The 13,920-nt window shown below is 75.1% G+C and carries 8 protein-coding genes and 1 pseudogene; 3 read left to right on the top strand and 6 right to left on the bottom strand.

All coding sequences use genetic code 11. The features are described from left to right. The first annotated feature begins 35 nt into the window (after positions 1-35). Positions 36-851: a diaminopimelate epimerase gene (dapF, locus tag ACFVNO_RS18205; RefSeq protein ID WP_355259739.1), complete on the top strand. Its 816-nt coding sequence runs from the start codon at positions 36-38 to the stop codon at positions 849-851. 6 nt (positions 852-857) lie between these two features. Here dapF and ACFVNO_RS18200 read toward each other — a convergent pair whose 3' ends face one another. From ACFVNO_RS18200 to aceB, 4 genes are all read right to left on the bottom strand, one after another. After that, positions 858-2,174, bottom strand: a complete 1,317-nt coding sequence (locus tag ACFVNO_RS18200) for a (Fe-S)-binding protein (protein ID WP_378893907.1) — start codon at positions 2,172-2,174, stop codon at positions 858-860. Then, positions 2,171-3,421: an FAD-binding oxidoreductase gene (locus ACFVNO_RS18195; RefSeq protein ID WP_355259745.1), complete on the bottom strand. Its 1,251-nt coding sequence runs from the start codon at positions 3,419-3,421 to the stop codon at positions 2,171-2,173. The genes ACFVNO_RS18200 and ACFVNO_RS18195 overlap by 4 nt, the downstream gene beginning before the upstream one ends. A 14-nt stretch (positions 3,422-3,435) precedes the next feature. Then, the gene (locus ACFVNO_RS18190; protein ID WP_355259748.1) at positions 3,436-4,920 is read right to left on the bottom strand and encodes an FAD-linked oxidase C-terminal domain-containing protein; all 1,485 of its coding nucleotides are present in this window, start codon (positions 4,918-4,920) and stop codon (positions 3,436-3,438) included. A 262-nt stretch (positions 4,921-5,182) separates the two neighbouring features. Beyond that, positions 5,183-6,787 carry a malate synthase A gene (gene aceB, locus ACFVNO_RS18185; protein WP_378893903.1) on the bottom strand — a complete coding sequence of 535 codons (1,605 nt, stop codon included), beginning with the start codon at positions 6,785-6,787 and terminating at the stop codon, positions 5,183-5,185. A gap of 335 nt (positions 6,788-7,122) precedes the next feature. Here aceB and hflX point away from each other — a divergent pair, with 335 nt between their 5' ends. Next, positions 7,123-8,658: a GTPase HflX gene (gene hflX, locus ACFVNO_RS18180; RefSeq protein ID WP_355259754.1), complete on the top strand. Its 1,536-nt coding sequence runs from the start codon at positions 7,123-7,125 to the stop codon at positions 8,656-8,658. 447 nt (positions 8,659-9,105) lie between these two features. Next, complete coding sequence (locus tag ACFVNO_RS18175; RefSeq protein WP_220562660.1) at positions 9,106-10,314, top strand: amidohydrolase family protein; 1,209 nt, start codon at positions 9,106-9,108, stop codon at positions 10,312-10,314. A 279-nt stretch (positions 10,315-10,593) separates the two neighbouring features. Here the strand turns inward: ACFVNO_RS18175 and holA are convergent, their stop codons facing one another. Together holA and ACFVNO_RS18165 are read right to left on the bottom strand one after the other, a co-directional pair. Next, entirely contained in the window at positions 10,594-11,556 is a 963-nt protein-coding gene (gene holA / locus ACFVNO_RS18170) for a DNA polymerase III subunit delta (protein ID WP_220562659.1), read from the bottom strand. A 49-nt stretch (positions 11,557-11,605) separates the two neighbouring features. Then, positions 11,606-13,909 (bottom strand): annotated as a pseudogene (locus tag ACFVNO_RS18165) (ComEC/Rec2 family competence protein); the annotation flags it as partial. Between the last annotated feature and the right edge of the window lie 11 nt (positions 13,910-13,920).

Raw genomic sequence — 13,920 nt, 5'->3', positions numbered from 1 at the left:
CGTCGCCGGGCACGTGCGGGCACTACGCTGGGCGCATGCGATTCGCCAAGGGCCACGGAACCGAGAACGACTTCGTGATCCTCCCCGACCCCGACGGGGAGCTCCGCCTCACGGAGGCGGACGTCCGCCTGCTGTGCGACCGGCGCGCCGGGATCGGCGGCGACGGCATCCTGCGCGTGGTGCGCACCCGGCTCCTGGGCGAGGCGCTCGCCCCGTCCGCCCGGACCGCCGAGCGCACCGAGTGGTTCATGGACTACCGCAACGCCGACGGCAGCATCGCCGAGATGTGCGGCAACGGGGTGCGGGTGTTCGCCCGCTACCTGCGCCACGCCGGGCTCGTGGACGCGGACCGGTTCGAGGTCGGTACCCGCGACGGGGCCAAGGAGGTCACCGTCGAGGCCGACGGCGACATCACCATAGACATGGGCCGCGTGGAGCGGCTGGGCACCTCCGCGGCCCGGCTGGCCGACCGCACGGTGGAGGGCGTCCGCATCTCCGTGGGCAACCCCCACCTGGCCTGCGAGGTCTCCGCGCCGGTCGCCGAGGTGGACCTGCGCGCCCTGCCGGCGCTGGACCCCGAGGCGTTCCCCGCCGGGGCCAACGTCGAGGTGTACAACGAGGAGGCCCCGGGCGTGCTGCGGATGCGCGTGTACGAGCGCGGCGCCGGGGAGACCCGCTCCTGCGGCACCGGCATCGTCGCCGCCGCCGCGGCCGCCACCCCGCCCGGGGAGGGCGCCACCTGGCGGGTGCGCGTCCCGGGCGGCGAGTGCACCGTGTTCCTCGACGCCGACGGGGCCCGCCTGCGCGGGCCGGCCGTCATCGTGGCCGAGGGCGAGACCTCCCTGCTCTGACCCGCCTCAGCCGCCGCCCAGCAGGCTCCGCACGGACAGGCCGCGCAGGGAGGCGTCCAGGACCCGGGCGGTGTGCGCCACCGCCATCGGGGTGCCCGCCCTCTCCAGGGCCGAGGCGATCTGCAGGGAGCAGCCGGGGTTGCCCGACACCAGCAGCCGGGCGCCGGTCGAGGCGGCGTCGGCGGCCTTGCGGTCGCCCAGCTCCCGGGCCGGTTCGGGGTTGAAGAGGTTGTAGACGCCCGCCGAGCCGCAGCAGATCTCCCTGTTCGGCAGGTCGGACAGCGTGAGCCCGGGGATGCCCGCCAGCAGCGCGCGCGGCTGGCGGGTCACGCCCTGGCCGTGGGACAGGTGGCAGGCGTCGTGGTAGGCCGCGTGCAGCGGCAGCGGGTGGCGTTCGGCCACCGGCCCCAGGTCCACCAGGAACTCGGTGAGGTCCACGACCTTGGCGGCGAACGCCCGGCCCCGCCGCACCAGGGAGTCGTCGGCCCCGGCCTGGGAGAGCACCCGCTCGGCATGGCGCATCCCCGAGCCGCAGCCCGCCGAGTTCACCACGATCCGCTCCACGCCGGCGCGCTCGAACGCCCCGATCAGCGCTTCCAGGAACCCCGCCGCCTCGGCGCCCCGCCCGGCGTGGCCCGAGAGCGCGCCGCAGCAGCCCTGGTCGCGGGGGACGACCACGTCGCAGCCCTCCAGCGCCAGGATCCGCGCCGTCGCCGTGTTCACGTCGGGGAAGAACGCGTCCTGCACGCAGCCCAGCAGCATCCCCACCCGGGCCCGCGCCCGGCCGACCGCCGGGACCAGCTCGGGGAGGGCGGGCGGCGGGGCCGACAGCGGCGGGGCGACGCGCTCCATGGTGGCCAGCGCGGGGGAGATCCGGTCCAGCAGCCCGGACCGGCGCACCAGCGCGGACGCCCCCGACGCCTGGTAGGCGCGCAGGGGGCCGCGCAGCATGCGCAGCCGCCGCCGGTGGGGGAAGAGCGCGAACACCGCGCCGCGCAGCGCCCGCTCGGGCAGCGGCCTCCGGTGCTCCTCCTCCACCCGGACCCGGGTGCGGTCGATGAGGGCGTCGTAGGCCACCCCCGAGGGGCAGGCGGTCACACAGGCCAGGCAGCCCAGGCAGTTGTCGAAGTGGCCGACGGCGGCCTCGGTGAGCACGTCGTCGTGGGTCTGCGCCATGAGGTGGATGCGCCCGCGCGGGGAGTCCATCTCCTGTCCCCACAGCACGTGGGTGGGGCAGGTGGGCAGGCAGAAGCCGCAGTGCACACAGTCGCCCAGCAGCTCCTCGAAGGGGCGGTCGGCGGCGGGGTCGGGCAGGTCGGTCACGGTCGTTCCTCCCGGGGGGTGTGCGGGGCGCCGGTCACGAAGCGCCCGGGTGCCATGCGGTGGTCGGGGTCCATGGCGTCCTTGACCGCGCGCATCACCGCGAGTCCGGGCACCTCGCCCCACAGGTCGATGCCCGCCGCGTGCAGGTGCTCCTCCGCCCGGACGACGGTCGCGGTCCAGCCGGAGTGGGAGCGGAGCCCCTCCAGGAGCACGGTGACGGCGGCCGCGGAGGCGCCCGGCGGGACGGCGGTGACCAGTGCCCCGGCCCGCGCCGACCCGGTGGTGCGCACGTCGGTGTCCACGGCCCCGCCCAGCTCGGCGGCGCGGGCCGCGGCCGCGGCGGCCTCCGCCGGGGGCACGGACAGGCGGATCAGGGTGCCCTCGGCGGGCAGCAGGCCCCAGTCGTCGGGGAGCCGGTCGGCCACCCGCACCTCCCCGGCGGGCAGCCCGGAGGCCAGGGACTCCAGCAGCCCGGCGGCCCGGGAGTCGACGCCCTCGGGGGTGCCCTCCAGCACGACGCGCAGGCGCGACCGCCCCTCCACGGGCCAGTCGAGTTCCACCGCGGCGGGCACGGCGTGGCTCGCCCGCAGCACGGTGAGGCGGCGTTCGGCGTGGGCGAGGGAGGGCAGCGGCAGCTCCAGCAGCCGCAGCGCCGGGGGCAGGGGGTGCAGGCGGAAGGCGGCGGAGGCGATGACGCCCAGGGTGCCGTACCCGCCGACGTGCAGCTTGGCGAGGTCGTAGCCGGCGACGTTCTTGACCACCCGGCCGCCGCTGCGGGCCACCACCCCGTCCGGGCGCACCACCGTCATGCCGATGACCAGGTCCCGCAGCGCCCCGGTGAGCAGCCGCCGCGGCCCCGCCAGGCCGGTGGCCAGCAGCCCGCCCACGGTCCCCCCGGCGCGGACCGGGTCGACCGACAGGCGCTGGCCCGCCTTCGCGAGCACCGCCGAGAGCTCGGCCACCGGCGTGCCCGCGCCGACCTCCACCACCAGGTCGCCCGCGTCGTGGTCGATCCGGACCAGCCCGCCGGTGTCCACCAGCAGGTCGGCGGAGGCCGGCCGGCCTCCCCAGTCCAGGGCGGTGCCGCCGCCGCGGACGGCCACCGACCACCCGTTCCGGGCCGCCTCCGCCAGCAGCCCCGCCAGTCCGTCCACATCCCGCGGGCGCGCCGCGCGCGCCGGGACGACGCCGCACACGGCGTCCTCCGGCCCGCCCGCGCGGACGCCCTCGATCCCCTGCCGCGTCACACCGGTCCCTTCGCTCAGAACTGCTCGGCCCGACCCGACTCCACCAGCGGGTGCACACCCGTGCGCACGCCCGGCCTCTCCCCGCACAGGCGCGGGGTGGGCAGCAGCTTGTACGGGTTGGCGATGCCCTCCGGGTCCAGGGCCCTCCGGAACAGGTCGAAGGTCGCCAGGTCGTCGGGGGAGTACATGCGCGGCATCTTGCACGCCTTGTCCACGCCCACCCCGTGTTCGCCGGTGATGGACCCGCCGTGCTCCACGCACAGGTCGAGGATGGCCCCCGAGACCTCCTCGGCGCGTTCGCCCGCCCCGGGTTCGGCGTCGTCGAACAGCACCAGCGGATGCAGGTTGCCGTCCCCGGCGTGGAACACGTTCGCGACCCGGATGCCGCTCTCCTCCGACAGCTCGGTGATGCGGCGCAGCACCTCGGACAGGGCGGTGCGGGGCACCACCCCGTCCTGGACGATGTAGGCGGGGCTGATCCGGCCCACGGCGGCGAACGCCGACTTGCGGCCCTTCCAGATCCGGGCCCGCTCGTCGGCGTCGGCGGCGGTGCGGGTCTCGAACGACCCCGCGGCCGCGCACAGCCGGGTCACCTCGGCGAGCTCGGCCTCCACCTCGGCGGCCGGGCCGTCCAGCTCCACGATGAGCACCGCCGCGGCGCCCGCCGGGTAGTCGCAGGCCACGGCGGCCTCGGCGGCCTCGATCGCCAGGGCGTCCATCATCTCGATCGCCGAGGGCAGCACCCCGGCGGCGATGATGTCGCCGACCGCGCGCCCGCCCGCGTCCATGGAGGTGAAAGCGGCCAGCAGGGTGACGGTCCGCTCCGGCAGCCGGGTCAGGCCCACGGTGATCCGGGTGGCGACGCCCAGGGTGCCCTCGGAGCCGATGAACGCGCCGATGAGGTCGTGGCCGGGCGCGTCGGGGGCCTTGCCGCCCAGGCGGACCAGGGCGCCGTCGGGGGTGACCACGTCCAGTCCTCGCACGTGGTTGACGGTGAACCCGTACTTGAGGCAGTGCGCGCCCCCGGAGTTCTCGGCGACGTTGCCGCCCACCGAGCACACCTGCTGGCTGGAGGGGTCGGGCGCGTAGTAGTAGCCGTACGGCGCGGCGGCCCGGCTGACGTCGAGGTTGGTCACCCCGGGCTCGACCACGGCGCACTCGTTGTCGGGGTCGACCTCGACGATGCGGCGCATGCGGGAGGTGGTCAGCAGCACGCCCTCGGGGTGGGGGAGCGCGCCCCCGGACAGTCCGGTGCCCGCCCCGCGGGGGACGAACGGCACCCCGGCCCCGGCGCACAGCCCCACCACGGCGGCGACCTGCTCGGCGGTGGCGGGCAGCACCACCACGCCGGGGACCTCGCGGTGGTGGGTGATGCCGTCGCTGTCGTAGACGCGGCGCTGCGAGGTGTCGGTCAGCACGCCGTCCTCGCCGCAGATCTCCCGCAGGCGGGGGACGAGCGCGGCCACGGCGGCCGGGATCGGGTCGGCGGTATCGGGCATGGCGCCTCCCGGGCTGTCGGCGCGGGTGCGGTCAGACCTCTGTGTGGACGGCCCCGCGAGGGAAAACTACGGCCGTGTGGCCCGAGACACAAGAGGGGCGTACGGAATTTCTCTTTCGTTGGGCGGAATGTGCCGTCGGTGAGGTACACGAAGGGGCGGCGGTCCGGAGGGACCGCCGCCCCGTGGGCCGGGGGCCCGGGCCGCCGCGGGGCGGCCTCCCGGTGGGAGGCGGCCGGACGCGGGGCGCGGGGCCCGGTACGCCCTACGGCATGCGCTCGTAGGCGGGCAGGGTGAGGAAGTCGATGTACTCGTCGGCCAGCGCGACCTCGGAGAACAGCTCCTTGGCCTGCTTGTACAGGCCCTCGTCGAAGGCGGCGCCCTGGGACTCGCGGATGGCCGCCAGCTCCTCGTCGATGATCCGGGTGACCAGCTCGGCGGTGACCTCGGGGCCGTCGTCGAGGGTGACGCCGTTGTGCAGCCACTGCCAGATCTGGGAGCGGGAGATCTCGGCGGTGGCGGCGTCCTCCATGAGGTTGTGGATCGCCACCGCGCCGTTGCCGCCCATCCAGGCCGCCAGGTACTGCAGCGCGACGTTGATGTTGCCCCGCAGGCCCGCCTGCGTGACGCCGCCCGGGGTGCGGTCCACGGCCAGCAGGTCGGCCGCGGTCACCTCGACCTCGGGGCGCTGCTTGTCGATCTGGTTGGGCTTCTCGCCCAGGACGCCGTCGAAGACCTCCATGGCGATCGGCACCAGGTCGGGGTGGGCGACCCAGGAGCCGTCGAAGCCGTCGCCGGACTCGCGGGACTTGTCGTCGCGGACCTTGGCGAAGGCGACCTTGTTGACCTCCTCGTCCCTGCGGGAGGGGATGAACGCGGCCATGCCGCCGATGGCGTGGGCGCCGCGCTTGTGGCAGGTCTTGACCAGCAGCTCGGTGTAGGCGCGCATCATCGGCGCGGTCATGGTGACGGCGTTGCGCTCGGGCAGCACGAAGTCGCGGCCGCGGGTGCGGTGCGTCTTGATGATGCTGAACAGGTAGTCCCAGCGGCCGGCGTTCAGGCCCGCGGAGTGCTCGCGCAGCTCGTAGAGGATCTCCTCCATCTCGAACGCGGCCGGGATGGTCTCGATGAGGCAGGTGGCGCGGATGGTGCCGCGGGGGATGCCGAGGCGCTCCTGGGCCAGGACGAAGATGTCGTTCCAGAGCCGGGCCTCCAGGTGGCTCTGCATCTTGGGCAGGTAGAAGTACGGGCCCTTGCCCTTGTCCAGCTGGCGCTGCGCGCAGTGGAAGAAGTAGAGGGCGAAGTCGACGATGCCGCCGGCGGCGCGCTGGCCGTCGACGAGGATGTGCTTCTCGTCCAGGTGCCAGCCGCGCGGGCGGACCACGATGGTGGCCAGCTCCTCGTCGGCCTTCAGGGCGTAGGTCTTGCCCTGCGGGGAGGTGAAGTCGATGGTGCGGTCCAGGGCGTCGCGCAGGTTGAGCTGCCCCTGGATCATGTTCTCCCACAGCGGGGTGTTGGCGTCCTCGAAGTCGGCGAGCCACACCTTGGCGCCGGAGTTGAGCGCGTTGATGGTCATCTTGCGCTCGGTGGGGCCGGTGATCTCGACGCGGCGGTCGGTGATGCCGGGGGCGGGCGGGGCGACCTGCCAGGAGTCGTCCTCGCGGATGTGCTTCGTCTCGGGGAGGAAGTCGAGGTCGGTACCGGAGGCGACCTGCTCCTCACGGACCTTGCGCGCGGCCAGGAGCTCCTGGCGGCGCTCCTCGAAGGCGCGGTGCAGCTCGGCGACGAGGGCGAGCGCCTCGTCGGTGAGGATCTCGTCGAACCGGTCGTTGAGGGGGCCGGTGATCTCGACCCCGTGGGTGGCGCCCATGGCAAACCTTCCGCAATACGAAACAAGCTTCTGGGATGTGGAAAACGCTACCGTTGTCGATGAGGCGGGGTCAACGCAGCCCCCACCCTGCATGACTACGAAGTTTCGCACAGCGTGAAGCTTGTTGAAAATTCTCTGATAACTTCCGCGGTTCTTGTGTCCAGGCCGATAGAAGGCATTTGAGGACCCCGCGACGGCAGAGTGTCTTCCGCCACGTGGCCTGCGATAATTCAGGTGCCCCGCCGGGAAGCGCGTGTCACCATCGACGGGGTGGTCCGCGCGGCGCGGACCGGGAAGAATCACCCCGGTGATCGCGTTGACCCACCTGGAGGGATATGAGTACTGCTGAAACCCGTGGAAGCACCCGCGCGGCCTTCGAGGCCGCCGACGAGGAGAGGCTCCACGACACGTTCGCCGACGGGAACGGGACCGACACCGGTGAGGGGTCCCGTCGCGACACCGGCGGCGACCGTCACCCGTACGGGGACGTCCCCGACCAGGGCGAGATGGAACTCGCCGACCGGCACGCGCTGCGCCGCGTCCAAGGGCTGTCCACCGAACTCACCGACATCACCGAGGTCGAGTACCGGTCGCTGCGGCTGGAGCGCGTCGTCCTGATCGGCGTGTGGACCAGCGGCACCCAGGCCGACGCCGACAACTCGCTGGTCGAGCTGGCCGCGCTGTCCGAGACCGCCGGGGCCATGGTCCTGGAGGGCCTCACCCAGCGCCGCTCCAAGCCCGACCCCGCCACCTACGTCGGCAAGGGCAAGGCCGCCGAGCTGCGCGACATCGTCGAGTCCACCGGGGCCGACACCGTCATCTGCGACGGTGAGCTCACCCCCGGCCAGCTGCGCCAGCTGGAGGACGTCGTCAAGGTCAAGGTCGTCGACCGCACCGCGCTCATCCTGGACATCTTCGCCCAGCACGCGCGCAGCAGCGAGGGCAAGGCCCAGGTCGAACTGGCCCAGCTCAACTACCTGCTCCCGCGCCTGCGCGGCTGGGGCGACAGCCTGTCCCGCCAGGCCGGCGGGTCCGGTGGCGGCGGCGCCGGCGGCGGCGTGGGCCTGCGCGGTCCCGGTGAGACCAAGATCGAGACCGACCGGCGGCGCATCAACGACAAGATGGCCAAGCTGCGCAGGCAGCTCGCCCACATGCGCATCGCCCGCGACGTCAAGCGCGACGTCCGCCGCACCCGCCAGGTGCCCTCGGTGGCCATCGCCGGGTACACCAACGCCGGCAAGTCCAGCCTGCTCAACCGGCTGACCGGCGCCGGAGTCCTGGTGGAGAACGCCCTGTTCGCCACCCTGGACCCCACGGTCCGCCAGGCGCGCACGCCCGACGGCCGGGCGTTCACGCTCAGCGACACCGTCGGGTTCGTCCGGCACCTGCCGCACCAGCTGGTGGAGGCGTTCCGGTCCACCCTGGAGGAGGTCGCCGACGCCGACCTCATCCTGCACGTGGTCGACGGGTCGCACCCCGACCCCGAGAGCCAGATCGCCGCGGTGCGCGAGGTGTTCGCCGACATCGACGCCACCGACGTGCCCGAGCTGATCGTGGTCAACAAGGTCGACGCGGCCGACCCGGACGTGCTCAAGGCGCTGCGCACCCGCTACCCCGACATGGTCGAGGTCTCCGCCCGGACCGGGGAGGGCGTGGCCGCGCTGGTCACCGCCCTGGCCGAGTCGCTGCCCGAGCTCGCGCACGAGGTGCGCGTCCGGGTGCCCTACTCGCGCGGCGACCTGGTCGCCAAGGTGCACGAGGAGGGGCGCGTCCTCGCGGAGGAGCACACCGAGGAGGGCACCGAGCTGCACGCCTTCGTCTCGCAGGTCCTGGCGGGCAGGCTGGAGGAGTTCGCCCTCAGCACCGCCTGACCGGCCCTCGAACGGGCCCGGCCGCACGGCCGGGCCCGTTCCGTGCGTCCGGAGCCGGATGCGCCGCGGCCGGAGGGGTCTCACGTTCGCGAACGGGGGTCCGCGTGCCCGCCGGACATCGGATGTCCGCAGGTCGCCGCGGGCGGACATGGGGTTCGTCACGTCGGCCTCTCGCGAGGTATACGGCGGAACGCTCGCATTCGTCCCTGTGGAGAGGTGTACACGGAGTCCGGGAATGGACTACGGTTTTGGAGCACCTGCCGCAGCCCCAGAGCCCGGCGGACACGGCGCGCCCGGCGCGCCGCGATCCCCGACCCGCGCGGCGGTGCCCCCGGCCGCCCCCGTCGGCCCTGTCGGATCGTTCCAGATACGAGGTCGCCATGTCCGCCCGTTCCCTGCACGACCCCTCCCTTTTCTCCACGCGGCGGAACTGACCGGCGGCTGACCATGGCGGTCGTACTCCTCAGCAACATCGGTCGGTTGTGGACCGGCGACGAGATGCTGACCAAGGCGGCGCTCCTGATCGACGACGAGCGGGTGGCCTGGGTCGGCCCCGCCGCCGAACTGCCCCAGCACCTGCCCGGGGTCTACGACGACCTCACCGACGTCGACGACATCATCAACATCGGCGGCGGGCTCATCACGCCCGGACTCATCGACGCCCACTGCCACCCCGTCTACGCGGGCGACCGCTACGCCGAGGTCAGCATGTGGGCCAAGGGCGCCTCCCAGGGGGACATCTTCGCGGCCGGGGGCGGGGTGTCCACCACCGTCACCATCACGCGCGGCACCGACCCCTGGACGCTGTGCAACGCCGTGCGGGAGCGGCTGCGGCACTGGGTCATCACCGGGACCACCACCGTCGAGGCCAAGACCGGCTACCACCTGACCCGCGACGGCGAACTGGCCGACGTGCGCCTGCTGCGCTCCCTGGAGGAGGAGCCCGGCATGCCGCGCCTGCACATCACGTTCTTCCCCGCCCACGGGGTGCCGCCGGAGTTCTTCGGCCGCCCCGCCGAGTACGTCGCCACCGCCGCCTCCTGGCTGGCCGACGCCGCCCAGGTGGGCGCCGACGGGGTGGACGTCTACTGCGACAACCGGCAGTTCACCACCGACGACGCGCGGATGCTGCTGTCCGTGGGCCAGTCCGTCGGGCTGCGCACCACGCTGCACGCCTGCTCGCGCCCCCGCCACGGGGCGGTGCGCATGGCCGCCGAGCTCGGCTGCACCTCGGTGGACCTGCTGCACGAGACCGACGACGAGGACATCCTGGCGCTGGCCGCCACCCGCACCCCCGTGGTGGCCTGCCCCACCACCTCGCTGCACGAGCGCCGCCGCCCGCCGGTGCGGTCCCTGCTCGACCACGGGGTGCCCGTCGGCCTGGGCACCGACCACAACCCCGGACAGAGCGGCGCCACGTCCATGCCGCTCATCATCTCCCTGGCCGTGGCCATGTTCCAGATGACCGTCCAGGAGGCGCTGCACGCCGCCACCGTCGGCGGCGCCCGCGCCCTGGGGATCGCCGACCGCGGCATGCTCACCCCCGGCAGCCTCGCCGACCTGGTCCAGTGGGACGCCGACCACGAGGGCGCGTTCGCGTGGTCGATGGGCCTCAAGGCCCTGCACGTGTGGCAGGGCGGCCGCACCATCCACTAGCCGCGGTACGGCAGCGGGGACGGCCGGGTTGCCTGCCGCGAGTGTGGTGCCGTGGAATGGGCGGCCGGCCTGTCCGGGCGGAACCCGGGGCCGAGGCCGACAGGGACGAGGGCACGGCCGGGTTGCCTGCCGTGAGCGCGGCGCCGTGGAGCGGGTGACCGGCCTGTCCGGGCGGAACCCGGGGCCGCGACCGGTCGGGACGAGCGGCCGCGGCCCCCGACGCGACCGCGCCGGGGCCTCGGACCGGCTCCGCGCCCCGACCCGCTCGGAGAGCAGGGCCTAGCGGCGGCCGCGGGCCCGGGCGATCTCGATGACGGCGCGCTCCAGGGCGTACTCCGGGTCGCGGCCCGCGCCCTTGATCAGCGCGTCGGTCTCGGCCACCACCGCCATCGCCCGGCCGATGCCCGCCGGGGACCAGCCGCGCGCCTGCTGGCGCAGGGTGCGCAGCTTCCACGGCGGCACCTTGGCGCTCTTGGCCAGGTCCGCGTCCGAGCCCCCGCGCGAGGGGCCCGCCACCACGGCGATGCCGCGCACCGCGCCCGCCAGCGCGCTGTTGATCAGCACCGGGGCGGTGCCCACCGCCAGCGACCAGCGCAGCTGCTCCAGCGCCTCGGGCAGGCGGCCCTCGACCGCGCGGTCCGCGACGGTGAACCCCGACGCCTCCGCCCGGCCCGAGTGGTAGCGGGCCACCGCGGCGGCGTCCACCCGCCCCTCGGTGTCGGCGATCAGCTGGGTGCAGGCCGCCGCGATCTCGCGCAGTTCGCTGCCGACCGCGTCCAGCAGCGCCTGGGCGGCGTCCGGGGTGATCTGCCGGCCCGCCGCCGAGAACTCGGCCTTGACGAACGCCACGCGCTCGGGCCCCTTGGTCGGGCCCTTGCAGTCGATCCGGGCCGCACCCGCCTTCTGCGCCGCCTGCAGCAGGGCCTTGCCCTTGTTGCCGCCCGCGTGCGTCAGGACCAGGGTGACGTCGTCGGCCGGGTCCTTGAGATAGGCCGTCACCGTCTCGGCCAGGTCCTTGACCAGGTCCTGGGACGAGCGCAGCACGACCACCCGGCGGTCGCCGAACAGCGACGGCGAGGTGACCTCCACCAGGGTGTGCGGGCCCACCTGGGCGGGGACCAGGTCGTGGACGTCCACCTCCGGGTCCTCGGCGCGGACGGCGGCCACGATGGCGGCGACGGCCCGGTCGACGAGGAGTTCCTCGTCGCCGACGATGAGCGTGATCGGGGCGGGTGCAGGCATACCACGAGCATGCCACGCCCCACCGACCTCCCGCGCGCCGAAGCGACCGGTCGGGACCCCGGACCAGCGCCAGGGGTCCCTCGCCGGTGCCGACCACCGCGATGTCCCCCGACAGGTCGGTGCGCAGGTCCAGCGCGCCCATCCGGCGCAGCACGCTCTGCGTGAAGGGCGCCGGGTGGCCGTAGGGGTTGTCGGCGCCCACCGAGGTCAGCGCGATCCGCGCCCCCGTGGCCTCCAGGAACTCCGGGACCTGCGCGGCCGACCCGTGGTGGGGGACCGCCAGCACCGCCACGGCCAGCGGCTCCCCGAGCAGCCGGCGCTGTGCCTCCTCCTCGACGTCGCCGGGCAGCAGCACCGACAGGTGCGGGGCGTCGGCGCGCACCACCACCGAGCCGTCGTTGACGGAACCGCGGAAGCCGGGCGGCGGCCACAGGACGCGCAGCGTCCAGGCGCCCACGCGCAGCCGGTCCCCGCGTTCGGCGGCCGCCTGCTCCACCCCGGCCCCGGCGAGCAGCCCGCCCACCGGGGTGGCGCCGAACCCCGGCGGGACCAGGGCCCGGTCCACCCGGCGGTGCCGCAGCACCCCGGAGGTGCCGTCCACGTGGTCGGCGTGGTCGTGGCTCAGTACCAGCAGGGGGACCTCGCGCACGCCCAGGCGCTCCAGGCAGGCGTCGACCGCCTCGGGGTCGCGGCCCGTGTCCGCCACCACCGCGGCACCGGGGGCCACCGACAGCACGAAGGCGCTGCCCTGGCCCACGTCGCAGGCCGCCACCGCCCAGTCCCGCGGCGGCCACCCGCCGGGCAGGCAGCGCGCCGCCGCGGCCAGCAGCAGCACCGCCGCCGTCCCGGCGGCGAGCACCCGCCGCACCCGGCCCCGGGACGCCACCAGCGCCACCACCAGGACGGCCAGCAGCAGCGCCCCCGAGAGGTCGGTCCGCCAGGGCAGCGCCCCGTACGGGACGCGGGCGCCCGCCTGCGCCACCGCCGCGATCCAGGCCACGCCCCAGCCGGGCACCACCGCCACCGCGGCCGCCACCGTCGGCGCGACCACAGCCAGGGCGGCGACCAGGGAGCCCAGCACCGTCACCACCGCCACCACCGGGGCGGCCAGCACGTTGGCGGGGACCGCCACCCACGACACCTCGCCGGACAGGGTCACCACCACCGGGGCGACCGCCAGGTGCGCGGCCATTGCCACGGCCAGGGCCTCGGCCACCACCCGGGGGACCGACGCCGACCACTCCCGGGTCCAGCGCGGCACCAGCAGCACAATGCCCGCGGTGGCCAGCACCGACAGCGCGAAGCCGTAGGAGGACGCCAGGGCGGGGGCGGCGAACAGCACCCCCACCACGGTCACTCCCAGCGCGCCCAGCGCCATGTGGGTGCGGCCGGTCGCCAGCGCCAGCAGGGCGAGGGAGCCCATGAAGGCGGCCCGCACCACGCTGGGTTCGGGGCGGCAGACCAGGACGAACAGCCAGATCATCACGGCCCCGCCCGCCACCGTCCACCACGGCGGCGCGCGCACCAGGCGGCCCAGCGCCACGACCACCCCGGTCAGGATGGCGAGGTTGGCGCCGCTGACGGTGAGGAGGTGCGTCATCCCGGTCGCCCGGAAGTCCTCCGCCACCTGTTCGTCCACTCCGGAGGTGTCGCCGACGATCAGGGCGGGCAACAGCCCGCGCTCGGGCTCGGACAGGCCGGCGGCGGCGCCGCGCAGCCCGGCGCGCACGTCGCCGGCGAACCGCTGCCACCGGTCGGGCGGGGCCACCTCGAGGGGCGGGCCGCGCACCAGGACCAGGGCCCCGAGGAAGGGGTCGTCCTCGGCGGGGACGAACACGCCGCGGGCGGTGAGGGACTGGCCGGGCAGCAGCCGCGGCCACTCCCGGCCGGAGGCGAGCAGGACCACGGGTTCGGCGTTCCCCGGACGCCCGTCCGCGGCGCTCACCCGCGCGTGGACGACCCACTCCGGCCGGCCCGGCCGCGGTGTCCCGGCGCGCGCCCGTGGGTCGCCGGTGACCCGGGCGGTGAACTCCACCTCGCCGCCCGCCTCCACAGCGGCCCGGGCCGCGCCGACCGCCACCCGGTGCACCTGGACCCCGGCGACCACCGCGACGGTCCCGGCGCAGGCCAGCGCGGCGGCGGTGGTCAGCGCCAGCGCCTCGGCCGGCGCCCGCGCCAGCAGGAACACCAGCACCGCCGCGCACCAGGCGGCACCGCCCAGCGCCCACGCCGCCCAGGGCGGCGCTGCGGGGGCGGCCAGCGCGGCCGCCCACGCGGCCGCGGCGGGCACCACCGACCGCAGGTCCACCGGCCGCCCCACCCCGTACCCGTCCGTCCCCAGCCACACCACCACCTCCACCACCT

Source organism: Nocardiopsis sp. NPDC057823, from assembly GCF_042797335.1.
GTDB lineage: Bacteria > Actinomycetota > Actinomycetes > Streptosporangiales > Streptosporangiaceae > Nocardiopsis > Nocardiopsis changdeensis.
Note: the sequence above shows the minus strand (reverse complement) of the source record. Positions and strands in the feature narration are given on the sequence as shown.

What these genes read in the sequence shown, in the direction of transcription:
- aceB (WP_378893903.1), bottom strand. Translation starts at nt 6,787, where the DNA reads ATGGGCGCCACCCACGGGGTCGAGATCACCGGCCCCCTCAACGACCGG.
- hflX (WP_355259754.1), top strand. Translation starts at nt 7,123, where the DNA reads ATGAGTACTGCTGAAACCCGTGGAAGCACCCGCGCGGCCTTCGAGGCC.
- holA (WP_220562659.1), bottom strand. Translation starts at nt 11,556, where the DNA reads ATGCCTGCACCCGCCCCGATCACGCTCATCGTCGGCGACGAGGAACTC.
- dapF (WP_355259739.1), top strand. Translation starts at nt 36, where the DNA reads ATGCGATTCGCCAAGGGCCACGGAACCGAGAACGACTTCGTGATCCTC.
- ACFVNO_RS18175 (WP_220562660.1), top strand. Translation starts at nt 9,106, where the DNA reads ATGGCGGTCGTACTCCTCAGCAACATCGGTCGGTTGTGGACCGGCGAC.
- ACFVNO_RS18190 (WP_355259748.1), bottom strand. Translation starts at nt 4,920, where the DNA reads ATGCCCGATACCGCCGACCCGATCCCGGCCGCCGTGGCCGCGCTCGTC.